Here is a 17,475-nt window from a genome sequence, read left to right as displayed (position 1 = left end):
TGAGTTAATCTAACGAACATGTCTGACCTGCCCCACGACAGCGACGCCGACGTCGCCGCCGTGAACTCCCTCCGCTCGGCGATCATGCGCCTGAGCCGGCGCCTGAAGCACCAGCGCGTCGACGAGTCGCTGAGCCCGACCGAGATGTCGGTGCTCGGCACCCTCTTCCGCTGCGGCTCGGCCACCCCCGGTGAGCTGGCCCGCAAGGAGCACGTCCAGCCCCCGTCGATGACCCGCATCGTCGCGCTGCTGGAGGCCAAGGGACTGGTCAGGCTGGAGCCGCATCCCGACGACCGCCGCCAGAAGGTGGTCAGCCAGACCGAAGAGGCCGAGGCGATGCTCGAAGAGAGCCGCCGCAAGCGCAACGTCTGGCTGGCTTCCCTCGCGGAAGGCCTGGACGAGGACGAGTGGGCGAAGCTGCGCGCCGCCGCACCCGTACTGGAGAAGCTCGCACACCTGTGAACGACCGCGCACGATAGGAGGCGAACCTTTTGAGTACGGGATCCGGAGCAGACTCCGCCCCCGCACACAAATCCACCCACGACACCGCTGCCCCCGGCAGCACCCGGCGGGGGACGTTCTCCTCGCTCGCGATCCGCAACTACCGGCTGTTCTTCTCCGGTGCCATCGTCTCCAACATCGGGACGTGGATGGCGCGGATCACCCAGGACTGGCTGGTCCTCCAGATCACCGGCTCCTCGGTGGCGGTCGGCATCACCACCGCCATGCAGTTCCTGCCGATGCTCCTCTTCGGGCTGTACGGCGGCGTCATCGCCGACCGCTTCGCCAAGCGGAGCATCCTCTTCGTCACCCAGAGCGCGATGGGCCTGGGCGGACTGTTCCTGGCGGCCATGACGCTCTCCGGCAACGTCGAGGTGTGGCATGTCTATCTGACGGCGTTCTTCACCGGACTGGTGACGGTCGTCGACAACCCGACCCGCCAGTCCTTCGTCTCCGAGATGGTCGGCCCCGACCAGGTCCGCAACGCGGTCAGCCTGAACTCGGCCAACTTCCAGTCGGCCCGTCTGGTGGGCCCCGCGGTCGCGGGCGGGGTGATGGCGGCGGTGGGCCCGGGCTGGGCGTTCCTCGCCAACGGCCTCTCCTTCCTCGCGCCGCTGGCGGGCCTGGCCCTGATGCGTACCGCGGACCTGCGGCCCACCAAGCTCGCCCCGCGCGGCAAGGGTCAGCTCCGCGAGGGCCTGGACTACGTCTCCAAGCGGCCGGAGCTGATCTGGCCCATCGTCCTGGTCGGCTTCGTCGGCACCTTCGGCTTCAACTTCCCGATCTGGCTCAGCGCCTTCGCCCACGACGTCTTCCACGGCGGCTCCGGGATGTACGGCCTGTTCAACAGCCTCATGGCGATCGGCTCCCTGGTCGGCGCGCTGCTCGCGGCCCGCCGGGGCACCACGCGGCTACGGCTGCTGGCGGGCGCGGCCGGTCTCTTCGCGGTCCTGGAGATCGCGGCGGCGGTGACGCCCGGCATCGGGTTCTTCGCCGCCCTGCTGATCCCCGTCGGCGTCCTCGGCCTCACGGTCAACGTGACCGCCAACGCCTCGGTCCAGATGGCCACCGACCCGGAGATGCGGGGCCGGGTGATGAGCCTGTTCATGATGGTCTTCACCGGCGGCACCCCGCTGGGCGGCCCGCTCTTCGGCTGGCTCACCGACGAGTACGGCGTACGGATCAGCCTCGCCCTGGGCGGCCTGATCTGCGCGGTCGCGGCGGTCGGCGTCGGCCTGGCGCTGGCACGCGCGGCGAACCTGCGGCTCAAGGTCGACATGCGGCCCGGCCACCGGCACCTGGAGTTCGTGCCGAGGGAGCAGCTGGCGACGGCGGCGTGAGCGGGGGCGGCGCGGGGGGCGCCGCTCAGCCGGGGCGGAAGGCGACGCGGACCGTGGCGTCGGCCGGGACCATGATCACGAACCCGCGCGTACGGGTCCAGCCGTCCGGGATGAGGAACATGCGGCCGCCGGACTGGGCGAGCAGACGCACGCCGCGATAGCGGTACTTGTACTTCTGCCCCGGGCCGCCCGTCGGCAGCGAGGTCTCCCTCACCGGCGCGGCCCCGAAGTAGAGCTGCTCGGCGGTGTCGACGACCACCGTCGGCCGGTGCCACAGATTCCGGGCCAGCTCCCGCCCGTCGTCCCTGCCGTGGATCTGGGCGTAGGCCTGTACGGCCCAGAACGAGCTCAGGGCGACCAGCGCCGCCACGACGGCGAGGGCCTTCAGCTCACCCGGGAAGGGGCGCCCGGTGGTTTTGAGGTGCAGGGTGCGCCCGTACGCCACGAGCAGCAGGCCGCCGCCGAAGAGCAGCGGGGTGTCGAGCGGCCCGGCGGGCCACACCTGGAGACCGCCGAGCAGCCCGAGCACGAAGAGCGCGCCGCCGCACCCGGCCAGCCCCACGCCCGCCTGCCCCAGCCGGCGCACCAGGCCCGGTCGCGCGTCACCGATGGAGGACACCCACGCGAGCCCGAGCACTCCCGCGAGCGCGGCGGCGAGCGCCACGGCCAAGGGCATGTACAGGCTTGCCGCGCTGCGCAGCAGCAGGTCCTGGGTGGACAGGGCGAGGGTGGCGAGATCGACGCCGAAGTACGCGTAGAAGGAGGAGCTGTACGCGTAGCCGAAGTAGAGGAGGAGCCCGGTGAGCAGGGTCGTGGGCGCGACGAACCCGGCGGCGGCCTTGAGCCAGGTGCCCCACGGGGGCCGGTCCGGGGCGGGCTGGTCCTCCATGTGCGGCCTCCTGGGTCAGGTGACGTCGACGGAGGGGGACGCGGAGGGGGACACGGAGGGGTCGGGCTGCTCGGGCTCCTCGTCCGGGTCCGGCGGCTCGGTGTCGGCCGGGAACGGGCTGCTCTGCGGGTCGGGCTTGCCGGTCAGCTTCACGCACGCGACGTGGACGGGGATGAGTGGCGCATGGGAGGTGTTCGCGAACACCCATTCGAGTGTCACGGATTCATCGGGTGCGAGGTTGACCGGCTGAGGGCCCGTCCCGGTCGTCCAGGCGCCCGTGGGACTGCAGTCGTAGACCGTCGCGGTGCCGCTGTACGAGTCGCTGGTGGGGTTGGTGAAGGTCACCCTGACGCTGGGCCACACCCCGTCGAAGTCGGTCGAGACCCGCCCCGCCGTGTTGAAGCCGCCGCTGCCACCGTCCCCGCCGCCGCTGGTCTGCTGACCGCCCGTGTCCTCGGTCGGCTGTCCGGTCGGCTCCGGGGACGGCGGTCCGGTGGGCTCGTCGGTCTGCGAGGTGTCGCCCGGCGGCCCGGGGGGTTCGTCCGACCCCGAAGAGCAGCCCGAAAGCAGCAGCCCCACCACAAGGAGGGTGACCGGAACGAGGTGGTGTCGCCGACGCCGTACGTGATCCACCTTCGGGACGGTAACACTGAGTCATCGCCCGTGTACGGCGGCGCGCCAGGGGCGGCAAACGGGGGAGCGGGCGCGTTCGTTACGCTCGTACGCGTGAACCCGAAGACCAGGAACCGGATCATGGCCGGCGTACTCGTGCTGATGTTCGTCGTCGTGGCCGTCGCGGCGGCGCGCGGCTGACGCCCCCGCCGGGGAGTCGCCGCGCCCGCCGCGCGCGTCACCAGGCGAACGCCTCCGGGGACGGCCCCGGCCCCGGGAAGATCTCCTCCAGGGACGCCAGCACCTCGGCCGACAGCTCCAGCTCCACCGCCCGCAGGGCCGACGCGAGCTGTCCGGAGGTGCGCGGGCCCACGATCGGGCCGGTCACGCCCGGACGGGTCAGCAGCCAGGCCAGCGCCGCCTCGCCCGGCTCCAGACCGTGCTTGGCGAGCAGGTCCTCGTACGCCTGGATCCGGCTCCGCACCGCCGGGTCCGCCAGCGCCTCGGCCGCGCGTCCGCCGGTCGACCGCGAGCCGCCGCCCTCGCGCTCCTTGCGGAGCACCCCGCCGAGCAGACCGCCCTGGAGCGGGGACCAGGGGATGATCCCCAGGCCGTACTCCTGTGCCGCCGGAATGACCTCCATCTCGGCGCGGCGCTCGAAGAGGTTGTACAGGCACTGCTCGCTGACCAGCCCCAACCGCCCGGTCCGCGCGGCCACTTCGTTCGCCTGGGCGATCTTGTAGCCGGGGAAGTTGGAGGTGCCGACGTAGAGCACCTTGCCCTGCTGGACGAGGACGTCCATGGCCTGCCAGATCTCCTCGACGGGAGTCTGCCGGTCGATGTGGTGGAACTGGTAGAGGTCGATGTGGTCGGTGCCCAGGCGCTTGAGGCTGCCCTCGACCGCCCGGCGGATGTTGAGGGCGGACAGCTTGTCGTGGTTGGGCCAGACGGGGGCGCCGTCGGCGGACATGTTCCCGTACACCTTCGTGGCCAGGACCGTCCGCTCCCGGCGCCCGCCGCCCCGGGCGAACCAGTTGCCGATGATCTCCTCGGTGCGGCCCTTGCCCGCGCTCTGGCCGTAGACGTTGGCGGTGTCGAAGAAGTTGACGCCCGCCTCGTGGGCGGCGTCCATGATGGCGTGGCTCTCGGTCTCCTCGGTCTGGGGGCCGAAGTTCATGGTGCCGAGGACGAGACGGCTGACCTTGAGTCCGGTGCGTCCGAGCTGCGTGTACTCCATGGGGCACCAGCGAACGCCTTGAAGTGCGCTCGAAGCAAGTACCCCGCGCGGTCCCGTCCTCCGCCCGTCCCCGCCCCGTCTCCCCGGCGGCTACCAGGCGAACGCCTCCGGGGACGGCCCCGGCCCCGGGAAGATCTCGTCGAGCCCGGCCAGCACCTCCTCGGTCAGCTCCAGCTCCACCGCCCGCAGGGCCGAGGCCAGTTGCCCGGAGGTGCGCGGGCCGACGATCGGGCCGGTCACGCCCGGACGGGTCAGCAGCCAGGCCAGCGCCGCCTCGCCCGGCTCCAGTTCATGCTTGGCGAGCAGGTCCTCGTACGCCCGCACTTGCGCCCGGACCGCCGGGTCCGCGAGTCCGGCGGCGGACCGGCCGCCCTTGGTGCGCGCCCCGTCCCCGTCCCGCTCCTTGCGCAGGGCGCCGCCGAGGAGGCCCTGGTGGAGCGGGGACCAGGGGATGATCCCCACGCCGTACTCCTGGGCGGCGGGGATGACCTCCATCTCGGCGCGGCGCTCGGCGAGGTTGTAGAGGCACTGCTCGCTGACGAGCCCGAGCCGCCCGGTCCGCGCGGCCACTTCGTTCGCCTGGGCGATCTTGTAGCCGGGGAAGTTGGAGGTGCCGACGTAGAGCACCTTGCCCTGCTGGACGAGGACGTCCATGGCCTGCCAGATCTCCTCGAAGGGGGTCTGCCGGTCGACGTGGTGGAACTGGTAGAGGTCGATGTAGTCGGTGCCGAGCCGCTTGAGGCTGGCCTCCACCGAGCGGCGGATGTTGAGAGCGGAGAGCTTGTTGTCGTTGGGCCAGACGCTGGTGTTCCAGGAGCTGCCGTCCTGGGTCATGTTCCCGTAGCCCTTGGTCGCCAGGACCGTCCGCTCCCGGCGCCCGCCGCCCCGGGCGAACCAGGACCCGACGATCTCCTCGGTCAGACCCTTGTGCTCGGCGAGGCCGTAGATGTTGGCGGTGTCGAAGAAGTTGATGCCCGCGTCCTGGGCGGCGTCCATGATGGCGTGGCTCTCGGCCTCCTCGGTCTGGGAACCGAAGTTCATGGTGCCGAGGACGAGGCGGCTGACCTTGAGTCCGGTGCGTCCGAGCTGCGTGTACTCCATGAGGTACCAGCGAAGCTGTTGAAGTGCACTCGAAGCAAGGGGGGCCGGTCGCGGGCACGGGGTGCCGCCCGGCCTCCCGCCGGAGGTGTTCCGCCGGCCGGGCCGCGTTAGCCGACCGGGGCTTCCTGGGCGCCGGCCACCGGCGCCGCGTACGGCCCGCCGAGCCCCCACCCCTGGTGCATCGCGTCCGCGAAGGCCGCCGCCAGTTTGTGCTCGCCGGAGGCGGAGGGGTGCGTGCCGTCGTAGGTGTCCGCGTGGATGTCGTACGTCGGCGGGTGCGAGGCGAGCAGCAGCGGGGAGGAGGGCTGGTCCAGGTCCGCCACCGCCTTCGCGAGCAGCTCGTTGAAGCGGGCCACCTCGGCCGCGAAGGGGGCGTCCGACTCGGCGCGTATGTTCGGGATGACGGGGAGCAGCACCATCCGGATCGCCGGGTTCGCGGTGCGCGCCGCCGCCACGAAGGCGCGGACGTTGGCCGCCGTCTGGTCGCTGTCGGTGTAGAAGCCCAGGTCGATGAGGCCGAGCGAGACCAGCAGGACGTCCGCCCGCGCCCGGGTCACCGCATCGGCGATCAGCGGGGCCATGTGCAGCCACCCCTCGCCCCACCCCGACAGATGGCGGCGGGCCGGTGCGGGGAAGTCCTCGGCGCCGTACGCGGACGCCGAGGGGGCCCCGGCCTCCGTGTCGTACAGCTCGCTGCGCGGCCCCACGATCGCGAAGGGGCCGGCGAAGGAGGTGGTGAGGTGCTGCCACATCCGGTAGCGCCAGGTGATGTCGCCGGCGCGTCCGATGGTCATGGAGTCGCCGACGAACATGAAACGCATGGGGCCATGATGGCGGATCACCTGGACCGCTTCGACGGGCTGCCACGTGACGATGGACACTTGGCCTCATGCGTTTCCCGATGCGTTCGCTTCTGTCCACCGTCACGGCCGCCGGGCTCGTCGTCCTGGGGGCCGCCGGACCGGCGGCGGCCGACGGCGGCGACGGCGGCTTCACGATCAAGGACCCCCGGATCAAGGAGTCCAGCGGACTCGCCGCCAGCCGGGCGCACCCGGGGATCTACTGGACGCACAACGACAGCGACGACGGGCCGTACGTCTACGCGGTCGACGCGAAGACCGGCGAGACCGTCGCCCGGATCACCCTGACCGGCGTCGGGCGCCCGCGTGACGTCGAGGCGATCTCGGTCGGCCCGGACGGGAACGTGTACGTGGGGGACATCGGGGACAACCTCGGCGGCACCTGGAAGAACGTCTGGATCTACAAGTTCCCCGAGCCGAAGCGGCTGAAGGACGCCACCGTCAAGGCGACGCAGTACGTGGTGAAGTACGCCGACGGGCCGCGCAACGCCGAGGCGCTGATGGTCCACCCACGGACCGGGCGGGTCTACATCGCCTCCAAGAAGGAGGGCGGCGGCGGGCTCTACGAGGGCCCCGAGCACCTCTCCACGGCCGGTACGAACGTCTTCCGGCGGGTCGGCGACGTGCCGTGGGTCACCGACGGCGCCTTCTCCCCGGACGGGACGAAGCTGGCGCTGCGCGGGTACTTCTGGGCGGCCGAGTACGACTGGAAGGGCGGGAAACCGGGGGCGCGGCACGGGGTGTCCGCCCCGCTGATGCGGCAGGCGGAGTCCGTCACGTACACGCCGGACGGGAAGGGGCTGCTGTTCGGGAGCGAGGGGGCGGGGAGTCCGGTGGTGCGGGTCGCCGTCGCCGGGGGCGAGTCGTCGTCGGGCGGGGGGAGTTCACCGTCCGGTGCGGGGGGGCGTGGCGCGAGCGCCGACTCCGGGGGTGGGCACCGGAGCCTGGTGTACGGGGGGTTGGCCGTGGTGGGGGTGGGGGCGGCGTGGGTGGGGCTGAGGAGGCTCTTCCGGCGCGGGTGATCGGTTGCCCGGTCTTTGCCCGCGGCCCGGTGCTGGGTTGCTCGCGCGGTTCCCCGCGCCCCCAGGTAGTCAGGGGCGCGGGGAACCGCGCGCTCAGCCACCCACGACCCGCAGCCAAAGGCCGGGCCCTGAAGGCCAGCCCACCACCGGGCCGCAGACAGAGTCCGGGCACCAGATCACCCGCAGGTGAACGACCTCAGAGCTGCTCGATCACGTAGTCGACGCAAGCCGTCAGCGCCTCGACATCCGCCGGGTCGATCGCCGGGAACATCGCGATCCGCAGCTGGTTGCGGCCGAGCTTGCGGTAGGGCTCGGTGTCCACGATCCCGTTGGCCCGCAGCACCTTCGCCACGGCCGCCGCGTCCACCTCGTCCGTGAAGTCGATGGTCCCGATGACCTGCGACCGCTTCGCCGCGTCGGCGACGAACGGGCTGGCGTGCTTGGACTCCTCGGCCCAGCCGTACAGCGCCTTGGCGGACGCGGCCGTACGGCCCGTCGACCACTCCAGACCGCCCTGGCCATTGATCCACTTCAGCTGCTCGTTGAGCAGGAAGAGCGTGGCGAGCGCCGGGGTGTTGTACGTCTGGTTCTTCAGCGAGTTGTCGATCGCGGTCGGCAGGCTGAAGAACTCCGGGATGTGGCGGCCCGAGGCGTGGATCCGCGCGGCGCGCTCCAGGGCGGCGGGCGAGAAGGCCGCGATCCACAGTCCGCCGTCGGAGGCGAAGGACTTCTGCGGGGCGAAGTAGTAGACGTCGCTCTCGGTGATGTCGACGGGCAGACCGCCCGCGCCCGAGGTCGCGTCGACCAGGACGAGCGCGCCCTCGTCGGCGCCCGCGACCCGCCGGACGGGGGCCGCGACACCGGTGGAGGTCTCGTTGTGGGTGAGGGCGTAGACGTCGACGCCCGCCTCGGCGGAAGCCTCCGGGTGCGTGCCGGGCTCGGAGGCGATCACGCTGGGCTCGGCGAGCCACGGCGCGAGCTTGGCGGCCTTGGCGAACTTGGAGGAGAACTCGCCGAAGTTCAGGTGCTGCGACTTGTTCTCGATCAGCCCGTGGGTCGCGACGTCCCAGAACGCGGTCGAGCCGCCGTTGCCCAGGATCACCTCGTACCCCTCGGGCAGCGAGAACAGGTCCCGTACACCCTGGCGGACCTCGCCGACCAGGTTCTTGACCGGGGCCTGGCGGTGGGAGGTGCCCAGGAGCGAGGTACCGGTCGCGGCCAGGGCGTCCAGCGCCTCCGTCCGCACCTTGGAGGGGCCCGCGCCGAAACGGCCGTCGGCGGGCTTCATGTCAGCGGGAATCTGGATCTCAGCCACGAGCGCAGGGTATCGGCACGCGAGGGGAGCGCGCGGCTCCGGTCCACCCCGCGAGACGCGCCCGGCCGCCGTCCCGCCTGCGGCGGGGCCGGACGGGCAGGCTGGTCCCCATGGGTGACAGGGGTGACGGTGGCGGCCGGGGGCGTACGCCCGGGGCCTGGCGGGCGTGGGAGCGGGAGCTGCGGGACGCCGTGCGCGGGGAGGTGGACTCCTCGGCCACCGCGCGGGCGCTGACGACGATGGACGCGTCCAACTACCGGCGGGTGCCGCGGGCGGTCCTCGCGCCCCGGGACGCCGAGGACGTGGCGGCGGCGCTCGCCGTCTGCCGGGAGCACGGGGTGGCGGTGGTGCCACGCGGCGGCGGGACCTCGATCGCGGGGCAGGCCACCGGGACCGGGCTCGTCCTGGACTTCACCCGGCACATGGGGTCCCTGCTCTCGGTGGACGCCGAGGCGCGCACGGCGGTGGTCCAGCCGGGCCTCGTCCTCGACGTGCTGCGCGAGGCGGTCCGGCCGTACGGGCTGACGTTCGGGCCCGACCCCTCGACGCACAGCCGCTGCACGCTGGGCGGGATGATCGGCAACAACGCCTGCGGGGCGCACTCGGTGGCGTACGGGACGACCGCCGACAACGTCCGGGCGCTGACGGTGGTGAGCGGCGCGGGCGGCCCGCTCCACCTGGGCCGGGGCTGGACGGGCGCCCCGGAGGGCCTGCGCGCCTTCGTCGGCCGCAACCTCGCCGCCCTGCGCACGGGCTATCCGCAGGACCTGCCGCGCCGGATCTCCGGGTACGCCATGGACGCGCTGCTGCCCGAGCGCGGCACCGACCTCGCCCGCGCCTTCTGCGGCAGCGAGGGCACGCTCGGGGTGCTGACCGAGGCGACCGTACGGCTGGTGCGGACGCCGGGCGCGCGGGCGCTCGCCGTGCTCGGCTACCCGGACGAGAGCGCGGCGGCCGAGGCGGCGCCCGCCCTGCTGCCGTACGGGCCGCTGACCGTCGAGGGCATGGCCGCCGACCTGGTGCGCGGCGCTGCCGGGCTGCCACGAGGGGGCGCCTGGCTCTTCGTGGAGACGGGCGGCGAGGGGGCCGCCGAGGCGCTGGCCCGGGCCCGCGAGCTGGTGCGCGCGGCGGACCCGCTGGACGCGGCCGTGATCACCGACCCGGCCGGGCAGCGGGCGCTGTGGCGGGTGCGCGAGGACGCGGCCGGGACGGCGACACGGATCCGGGAGTCCCCCCTGGACGGAGGCCTCGGGGGAGGGAGCGAGGCGTGGCCCGGCTGGGAGGACTGCGCGGTGCCGCCCGTGCGCCTGGGGGCGTATCTGCGCGACTTCCGGGCGCTGCTGCGGGAGCACGGCCTTCGCGGCACGCCGTACGGGCACTTCGGCGACGGCTGTGTGCACGTCCGGATCGACTTCGACCTGCTGAGCGCGGCGGGTGTGGCGCGCTTTCGCCGGTTCTCCGGGGAACTGGCGGACCTGGTGGCCGCGCACGGCGGCTCGCTCTCGGGTGAGCACGGCGACGGGCAGGCGCGGGCGGAGCTGCTGCCGAAGATGTACGGGGCCGAACTGGTGGGCCTGTTCGGGGAGTTCAAGGACGTGTGGGATCCGTCGGGGCTGCTCAACCCCGGCATCCTGGCGCGTCCGGCCCGGCTGGACGAGAACCTGCGCTTCGCGGTGCTGCCGAGGCGGCCGGTGGAGGTGGAGTTCGGCTATCCGCACGACGGCGGGGACTTCTCGGCGGCGGTACGGCGGTGTGTGGGCGTCGCCAAGTGCCGTACGACGCAGGCCGGTCCGGGCGTGATGTGCCCGTCGTTCCGGGCCACCGGCGAGGAGGCGCACTCCACGCGGGGCCGGGCGCGGCTGCTGCACGAGATGCTGGCGGGCGAGATCGTCACGGACGGCTGGCGTTCTTCGGAGGTGCGGGACGCGCTCGACCTGTGCCTGTCCTGCAAGGGCTGCCGCAGCGACTGCCCGGTCGGGGTGGACATGGCCACGTACAAGGCGGAGTTCCTGCACCACCACTACGCGGGGCGGCGGCGACCCGCCTCCCACTACGCGATGGGGTGGCTCCCCCGCTGGCTGCGGCTCGCGGCGCCGTGGGCGCGGGGCCTGAACGCGCTGGCCCGGGTGCGTCCGCTGGCGGCCGCCGTGAAGCGGCTGGCGGGGATCGCCCCGGAGCGGGGTCTTCCGGTGCTGGCGACGCGGACGCTGCGGTCGTGGCTGAGGCGGCGCGGGGACGGCCGGGCCCCGGCCGCCGCGATCCTGTGGCCGGACACCTTCACCGACCATCTGTCGCCGGGGACGGGCCGGGCGGCGGTACGGGTCCTGGAGGCGGCGGGGGTCGGGGTGGTGGCGCCGCGCGGGCGGGTGTGCTGCGGTCTGACGTACGTCTCGACCGGCCAGCTCACCCGCGCCCGCGCGGTCCTGCGCCGCACGCTCGACGCGATGGAGCCGCTGCTGGAGCGCGGCCTCCCGGTCGTCGTCCTGGAGCCGAGCTGCGCGGCGGCGCTGCGGACCGATCTGCCGGAGCTGCTGGCGGACGACCCGAGGGCGGCGCGGCTGGCTGCCTCGGTGCGGACGTTCGCGCAGACGCTCCAGGAGTGCGCGCCGCACTGGTCGCCGCCGTACGTGGGGCGGGCGGTGGCCGGGCAGACGCACTGCCACCAGCACGCGGTGCTGGGGGACGCGGCCGAGCGCCGGCTGCGGGAGCGGGCCGGGCTGACGGGCGACCTGAGCGGCGGCTGCTGCGGACTGGCCGGGAACTTCGGCTTCGAGCGGGGCCATTGGGAGGTGTCGGTGGCCTGCGCCGAGGACCGACTGCTGCCTGCGGTACGGGCGGCGGAGCCCGGCACGGAGATCCTGGCGGACGGGTTCTCGTGCCGTACGCAGCTGGAGCAGTTGGCGGGGCGGCGGGCCCGGCATCTGGCGGAGGTGCTGGCGGAACATCTGCCGGGCGAGGCCGGTTAGGGACGGAGCCGGGCAGCGCCACTTACATGGACCCGTACATTGGTACGGAGGGCTGCGCTCCGCTTGGGGTCCGCCCGGGCGTCGGCGGGTATCCCCTGGACCGTGCGGCGCGATGAGTGCAATATATTGCCTACTCAGTCCAATGAAGTGAACGTACCGATCGCACAGGAGCCACGGTGACCAGTCCGCACACCGCCGCCGCAGAGCCGACCGCCACCGCGGCGGCGGCCGTCTCCACGCCGGAGGCGGCGGGCGGACTGCGGACCGCGCGCGGCCGCGGGGTGGCGCTCGCGCCCGTCGCGCTGGTGGTCTCAGCCGGTATCTCGGTGCAGTTCGGCTCGGCGGTCGCGGTGATGCTGATGCCGAGGGCGGGCGCGGCGGGCGTGGTGACGCTGCGGCTCGCGGCGGCGGCACTGGTCCTGCTCGTCCTGTGCCGTCCGAAGCTGCGGGGCTACCGGCGGGCCGACTGGGGCACGGTGGTCGCCTTCGGCGCCGCGATGGCCGGGATGAACGGCCTCTTCTACCAGGCGGTCGACCGCATCCCGCTCGGCACGGCCGTGACCCTGGAGGTCCTCGGCCCCCTCGCCCTCTCCGTCCTGGCCTCACGCCGCCTGGTCAACTTCGTCTGGGCCGGGCTCGCGCTCGCCGGGGTGGCGCTGCTGGGCAGCGGCGGGGGCGAGGGGTTCGGGGCGCTGGACCTCGCCGGGGCGGCGTTCGCGCTGGGGGCGGGGGCGTGCTGGGCGGTGTACATCCTGTTCAGCGCCCGTACGGGCCGCCGCTTCCCGCAGGCGGACGGCCTGGCGCTGGCGATGGCCGTGGCCGCGGTCCTGTCCCTCCCGCTGGGGGCGTTCCAGTCGGGCGGGAAGCTGCTGGTGCCGTCGACGGTCGGCCTGGGCGTGGCGGTGGCGCTGCTGTCCTCGGTCCTGCCGTACACCCTGGAGCTCCTGGCCCTGCGCCGCCTGCCCGCGTCCACGTTCGCGATCCTGATGAGCCTGGAACCGGCCATCGCGGCGACGGCGGGCTTCCTGGTCCTGCACCAGGCCCTGTCGGCCGCCGACGCGCTGGCGATCGCGCTGGTCATCGGGGCGAGCGTGGGGGCGGTGCGGTCGCAGGCGGGTCGGGGGCGGTAGCCCGTCCGGCCCCACCCCTTCGCCTGCGGCCGGCCGAGGGGTGCCCGCCGCGCCCTGCTCCGGCCGGACCTTTTCTGCCGCTGAGCGGGGGCTGGTCGCGCAGTTCCCCGCGCCCCTTGGGGCCTTTGTTCGTCTGCGGGCTGGCTTGGGCTGGTCGCGCAGTTCCCCGCGCCCCTTGGGTAGTCGGCCGCAGCCGGGGAACTTGGATCAGCCACCAGTTCTTCAGGGGCGCGGGGAACTGCGCGAACAACCCCCACTCAGCCGCAGACAGCGGCCGGGCCGAAAACGGGGTCCCACTCAGCCGCATCCTCACCCCAAACCCCCGTCAAAAAATCATGCAAGCACGCTTGCTTGTTTTCGGCCCCGCTGCCATGCTCCCCGACACGAACACCCCCGCATCCCACCCCGAAGGGATCCCCCGTGTCCGATCCGACGACCGCCGTGCTCGACGATCTGCGTGACGAAGGGGAAGAACTCGATCGGCTCGTGGGGGAGTTGGAGCCAGGGGTCTGGCGGCGGGGGACCGCCGCCGAGGGGTGGAGTGTGGCTCATCAGATCGCTCACCTCGCCTGGACCGACCGTGCCGCCCTGCTCGCCCTCACCGACCCGGACGCCTTCGCCGCCGAGGTCGAGAAGGCCGCCGCCGCCCCGGACACCTTCGTCGACGAGGGTGCCGAGGAGGGGGCCCGGCTCGCGCCCGGTGAGCTCCTGCGGCGCTGGCGCGACGGGCGCGCCCGGCTGCGCGAGGCGCTGCTCGGCGCGCCCCGGGGCGCCCGGTTCCCCTGGTACGGCCCTCCCATGTCCGCCGCCTCCATGGCCACCGGGCGGCTCATGGAGACCTGGGCCCACGGCCAGGACGTGTGGGACGCGCTCGGCCGCACCCGCGAGCCCACCGACCGGTTGCGCCACGTCGCCCGGATCGGGGTGCGCGCACGGGACTTCGCCTTCGGCGTGCGGGGGCTCGCCGCGCCGGGGGAGGAGTTCCGGGTCGAGCTCGTCGCCCCGGACGGGGGGACGCTGTGGACGTACGGCCCCGAGGACGCGCCCCAGCGCGTCACCGGCCCCGCCCTGGACTTCTGCCTCCTCGTCACCCAGCGCGTCCACCGCCGCGACACCGCCGTCCGCGCCGAGGGGCCCGACGCCGACCGCTGGCTCGACATCGCCCAGGCCTTCGCCGGGCCGGCCGGACCCGGACGTACGCCCAAGGGGGCCTGATGCGCCGCCCCCTGCGGATCGGCAACGCCTCCGGCTTCTACGGCGACCGCTTCGACGCCCTGCGCGAGATGCTCACCGGCGGCCCGCTCGACGTGCTCACCGGGGACTACCTCGCCGAGCTCACCCTGCTCATCCTCGGCCGCGACCGCCTCAAGGACGCCCGCCTCGGCTATGCCAAGACCTTTCTGCGGCAGTTGGAGGAGGTGCTGGGAATCGCCCATGAGCGGGGCGTGAGGATCGTCGCCAATGCCGGGGGGCTCAACCCCGCCGGGCTCGCCGACGCCGTGAAGGAGCTGGCCGCCCGCGTCGGTGTGCCCACGAGAGTCGGTCACGTCGAGGGCGACGCCCTTCCCCTGCCCCCCGGCGCCCTCACCGCCAACGCCTACCTCGGCGGCGCCGGGATCACCGCCTGCCTCGCCGCCGGGGCCGATGTCGTCGTCACCGGGAGGGTCACCGACGCGGCCCTGGTCACCGGGCCCGCCACCTGGTGGCACGGGTGGGGGCCCGAGGAGTACGACGCGCTCGCCGGAGCCGTCGTCGCCGGGCACGTCCTGGAGTGCGGCACCCAGGCGACCGGCGGCAACTACTCCTTCTTCCGCGACCACGACGTCCGCCGCCCCGGCTTCCCGCTCGCCGAGATCCGCGCCGACGGCAGCAGCGTCATCGGCAAACACCCCGGTACGGGAGGGGTCGTCGACGTCGGGTCCGTCACCGCCCAGCTGCTGTACGAGACCGGGGGCGCCCGGTACGCCGGGCCCGACGTCACCGCCCGGCTCGACACCGTGACGCTCGTCCAGGACGGGCCCGACCGGGTGCGGATCGCAGGGGTGCGCGGGGAGGAGCCGCCGCCCACGCTCAAGGTCGGCCGCACCCGGGTCGGCGGCTGGCGCAACGAGGTCGTCTTCGTCCTCACCGGCCTCGACATCGACGCCAAGGCCGCCCTCGTCCGCGCCCAGGTGGAGGACGCCCTCGCCCGTGCCAAGTCCCGCCCGCGCCACGTGAAGTGGGAGCTCGCGCGCACCGACCGGCCCGACGCGTCCACCGAGGAGACGGCCAGCGCTCTCCTGCGCCTCGTCGTCCGGGACCCCGATCCGGACGCGGTGGGGCGGACCGTCAGCGGCGCCGCCGTCGAGCTGGCCCTCGGCAGCTACCCGGGCTTCCACGTCACGGCCCCGCCCGGAAAGGGCACGCCGTACGGGGTGTTCGAGGCGGACTCCCTGCCGGCCGCCGAGGTCGAGCACCTCGCCGCGCTGCCCGACGGCTCCCGGCGGACGCTGCCCCACCCCGTACGGACCCGGCCCCTGAAGGGCGTGGAGGCGCCCCCGCTGCCGCCGCCCCCGCCCCCCGGCCCCACCCGGCGCGCCCCCCTCGGCCTGGTCGCCGGGGCCCGCAGCGGTGACAAGGGCGGGGACGCCAACGTCGGGGTGTGGGTGCGCACCGACGACGCCTTCGCCTGGCTCGCGCACACCCTCACCACGGACCGGCTGCGCGAACTGCTTCCCGAGTGCGCCGGGCTGGAGGTCGAGCGGCATCTGTTTCCCCGGCTGCGCGCCCTGAACTTCACCCTTCACGGCCTGCTCGGCGAGGGCGTCGCCTCGCAGGCCCGTTTCGACCCGCAGGCCAAGGCGCTCGGCGAGTGGCTGCGCTCGCGCCACCTGGACATCCCGGAGGTACTGCTGTGACGGTCCTGCCCACCGCGCTCGACACCGCCGGGGCCGAGTACGCCGCCCACCGCGAGGCCATGCTCGCCAAACTGGCCGAGCTGGACGCCGAGCACGCCAAGGCGCTCGCGGGCGGCGGCGCCAAGTACACCGAACGCCACCGGGGGCGCGGCAAGCTGCTCGCCCGTGAGCGGATCGAGCTGCTGCTCGACCCGGACACGCCGTTCCTGGAGCTGTCGCCGCTCGCCGCCTGGGGGAGTGATTACCCCGTGGGCGCCTCGATGGTCACCGGCATCGGGGTCGTCGAGGGCGTCGAGTGCCTGATCACCGCCAACGACCCGACCGTGCGCGGCGGCGCCTCCAACCCGTGGACGCTGAAGAAGGCGCTGCGGGCCAACGAGATCGCGTACGCCAACCGGCTGCCCTGCGTCAGCCTCGTGGAGTCCGGCGGCGCCGATCTGCCCTCCCAGAAGGAGATCTTCATCCCGGGCGGGGCGCTCTTCCGCGACATCACCCGGCTCTCCGCCGCCGGCATTCCCACCATCGCGGTGGTCTTCGGCAACTCCACGGCAGGCGGCGCCTATGTGCCCGGGATGTCCGACCACACCGTCATGATCAAGGAGCGGTCCAAGGTCTTCCTCGGCGGTCCGCCGCTGGTGAAGATGGCCACCGGCGAGGAGAGCGACGACGAGTCGCTGGGCGGCGCCGAGATGCACGCCCGCACCTCCGGTCTCGCCGACCACTACGTGGTGGACGAGCACGACGCCCTGCGCCAGGCCCGGCGGATCGTCGCCCGCCTCAACCACCGCAAGGCGCGACCCGACCCGGACCCGGTGTACGAGCCGCCGAAGTACGACGAGGACGAGCTGTTGGGGATCGTGCCCGGGGACCTCAGGACGCCGTTCGACCCGCGCGAGGTGATCGCCCGGATCGTCGACGGCTCCGACTTCGACGAGTTCAAGCCGCTCTACGGGCCGAGCCTGGTCACCGGCTGGGCACGGCTGCACGGCTATCCCGTCGGCATCCTCGCCAACGCCCAGGGCGTCCTGTTCTCCGCCGAGTCGCAGAAGGCCGCCCAGTTCATCCAGCTCGCCAACCAGCGCGACATCCCGCTGCTGTTCCTGCACAACACCACCGGCTACATGGTCGGCAGGGAGTACGAGCAGGGCGGCATCATCAAGCACGGCGCGATGATGATCAACGCGGTCAGCAATTCGAAGGTGCCGCACCTGTCGGTGCTCATGGGCGCCTCCTACGGCGCCGGGCACTACGGCATGTGCGGGCGCGCCTACGACCCCCGCTTCCTCTTCGCCTGGCCCGGCGCCAAGTCCGCCGTCATGGGCCCACAGCAGCTCGCGGGCGTGCTGTCGATCGTCGCGCGCGCCTCGGCACGGGCCAAGGGGCTGCCGTACGACGAGGACGCCGACGCCGGGCTGCGCGCCATGGTCGAGCAGCAGATCGAGGCCGAGTCGCTGCCGGTGTTCCTCTCCGGGCGGCTCTACGACGACGGCGTCATCGACCCCCGCGACACCCGCACGGTCCTCGGCATCTGTCTGTCCGCCGTCCACACGGCCCCGGTCGAAGGCGCGCGCGGCGGCTTCGGCATCTTCAGGATGTGAGGCGCTG

The 17,475-nt window shown here is 73.4% G+C and carries 15 protein-coding genes; 9 read left to right on the top strand and 6 right to left on the bottom strand.

Features of this window, described 5'->3' with window-relative positions; all coding sequences use genetic code 11:
* Nucleotides 1–18 precede the first annotated feature (18 nt).
* Together ACZ4MU_RS01595 and ACZ4MU_RS01590 are read left to right on the top strand one after the other, a co-directional pair.
* A complete protein-coding gene (locus tag ACZ4MU_RS01595; RefSeq protein WP_365113421.1) occupies nt 19–462 on the top strand; it encodes a MarR family winged helix-turn-helix transcriptional regulator in 444 nt (147 codons plus the stop codon).
* A 29-nt stretch (nt 463–491) separates the two neighbouring features.
* Nucleotides 492–1,841 (top strand): MFS transporter, encoded by a 1,350-nt coding sequence (locus ACZ4MU_RS01590; RefSeq protein ID WP_467869618.1) that lies wholly within the window; start codon nt 492–494, stop codon nt 1,839–1,841.
* Nucleotides 1,842–1,866: 25 nt separating this feature from the next.
* Here ACZ4MU_RS01590 and ACZ4MU_RS01585 read toward each other — a convergent pair whose 3' ends face one another.
* Both ACZ4MU_RS01585 and ACZ4MU_RS01580 read right to left on the bottom strand, forming a co-directional pair.
* Complete coding sequence (locus tag ACZ4MU_RS01585; RefSeq protein WP_467869616.1) at nt 1,867–2,730, bottom strand: hypothetical protein; 864 nt, start codon at nt 2,728–2,730, stop codon at nt 1,867–1,869.
* Between the two features lie 15 nt (nt 2,731–2,745).
* Complete coding sequence (locus tag ACZ4MU_RS01580; RefSeq protein ID WP_467869614.1) at nt 2,746–3,309, bottom strand: hypothetical protein; 564 nt, start codon at nt 3,307–3,309, stop codon at nt 2,746–2,748.
* 24 nt (nt 3,310–3,333) lie between these two features.
* Between ACZ4MU_RS01580 and ACZ4MU_RS01575 the strand changes: the two genes are divergently transcribed.
* Nucleotides 3,334–3,543 (top strand): hypothetical protein, encoded by a 210-nt coding sequence (locus ACZ4MU_RS01575; protein ID WP_467869612.1) that lies wholly within the window; start codon nt 3,334–3,336, stop codon nt 3,541–3,543.
* A gap of 37 nt (nt 3,544–3,580) precedes the next feature.
* On the opposite strand, the gene ACZ4MU_RS01570 is transcribed toward ACZ4MU_RS01575, so the two are convergent.
* The 3 genes from ACZ4MU_RS01570 to ACZ4MU_RS01560 form a co-directional block, all read right to left on the bottom strand.
* Nucleotides 3,581–4,579 carry an aldo/keto reductase gene (locus ACZ4MU_RS01570; RefSeq protein ID WP_467869610.1) on the bottom strand — a complete coding sequence of 333 codons (999 nt, stop codon included), beginning with the start codon at nt 4,577–4,579 and terminating at the stop codon, nt 3,581–3,583.
* A gap of 90 nt (nt 4,580–4,669) precedes the next feature.
* On the bottom strand, nt 4,670–5,680 hold the full coding sequence (locus tag ACZ4MU_RS01565) for an aldo/keto reductase (protein WP_467869608.1): 1,011 nt from the start codon (nt 5,678–5,680) through the stop codon (nt 4,670–4,672).
* 107 nt (nt 5,681–5,787) lie between these two features.
* Entirely contained in the window at nt 5,788–6,501 is a 714-nt protein-coding gene (locus tag ACZ4MU_RS01560) for an SGNH/GDSL hydrolase family protein (protein ID WP_467870593.1), read from the bottom strand.
* Between the two features lie 68 nt (nt 6,502–6,569).
* Here ACZ4MU_RS01560 and ACZ4MU_RS01555 point away from each other — a divergent pair, with 68 nt between their 5' ends.
* Nucleotides 6,570–7,562, top strand: coding sequence for a WD40 repeat domain-containing protein (locus tag ACZ4MU_RS01555; RefSeq protein WP_467869606.1), 993 nt, complete (start codon nt 6,570–6,572; stop codon nt 7,560–7,562).
* Between the two features lie 196 nt (nt 7,563–7,758).
* Here ACZ4MU_RS01555 and serC read toward each other — a convergent pair whose 3' ends face one another.
* Nucleotides 7,759–8,877, bottom strand: coding sequence for a phosphoserine transaminase (gene serC / locus ACZ4MU_RS01550; RefSeq protein WP_467869604.1), 1,119 nt, complete (start codon nt 8,875–8,877; stop codon nt 7,759–7,761).
* Between the two features lie 110 nt (nt 8,878–8,987).
* Between serC and ACZ4MU_RS01545 the strand changes: the two genes are divergently transcribed.
* The 5 genes from ACZ4MU_RS01545 (at nt 8,988) to ACZ4MU_RS01525 (ending at nt 17,468) form a co-directional block, all read left to right on the top strand.
* Nucleotides 8,988–11,843, top strand: coding sequence for an FAD-binding and (Fe-S)-binding domain-containing protein (locus tag ACZ4MU_RS01545; protein ID WP_467869602.1), 2,856 nt, complete (start codon nt 8,988–8,990; stop codon nt 11,841–11,843).
* Between the two features lie 176 nt (nt 11,844–12,019).
* Nucleotides 12,020–12,973, top strand: a complete 954-nt coding sequence (locus ACZ4MU_RS01540; protein ID WP_467869600.1) for an EamA family transporter — start codon at nt 12,020–12,022, stop codon at nt 12,971–12,973.
* A gap of 420 nt (nt 12,974–13,393) precedes the next feature.
* Nucleotides 13,394–14,188 carry a TIGR03084 family metal-binding protein gene (locus ACZ4MU_RS01535; RefSeq protein ID WP_467869598.1) on the top strand — a complete coding sequence of 265 codons (795 nt, stop codon included), beginning with the start codon at nt 13,394–13,396 and terminating at the stop codon, nt 14,186–14,188.
* On the top strand, nt 14,188–15,870 hold the full coding sequence (locus ACZ4MU_RS01530) for an acyclic terpene utilization AtuA family protein (RefSeq protein ID WP_467869596.1): 1,683 nt from the start codon (nt 14,188–14,190) through the stop codon (nt 15,868–15,870). Before ACZ4MU_RS01535 ends, ACZ4MU_RS01530 begins: the two co-directional genes overlap by 1 nt.
* Nucleotides 15,867–17,468 (top strand): acyl-CoA carboxylase subunit beta, encoded by a 1,602-nt coding sequence (locus tag ACZ4MU_RS01525; RefSeq protein WP_467869594.1) that lies wholly within the window; start codon nt 15,867–15,869, stop codon nt 17,466–17,468. Before ACZ4MU_RS01530 ends, ACZ4MU_RS01525 begins: the two co-directional genes overlap by 4 nt.
* Nucleotides 17,469–17,475: the final 7 nt, after the last annotated feature.

The sequence above is a fragment of the Streptomyces sp. NPDC026377 genome (assembly GCF_055567715.1).
The sequence above is the reverse complement of the archived record's forward strand: the minus strand, read 5'-3'. Positions and strand labels throughout refer to the sequence as shown.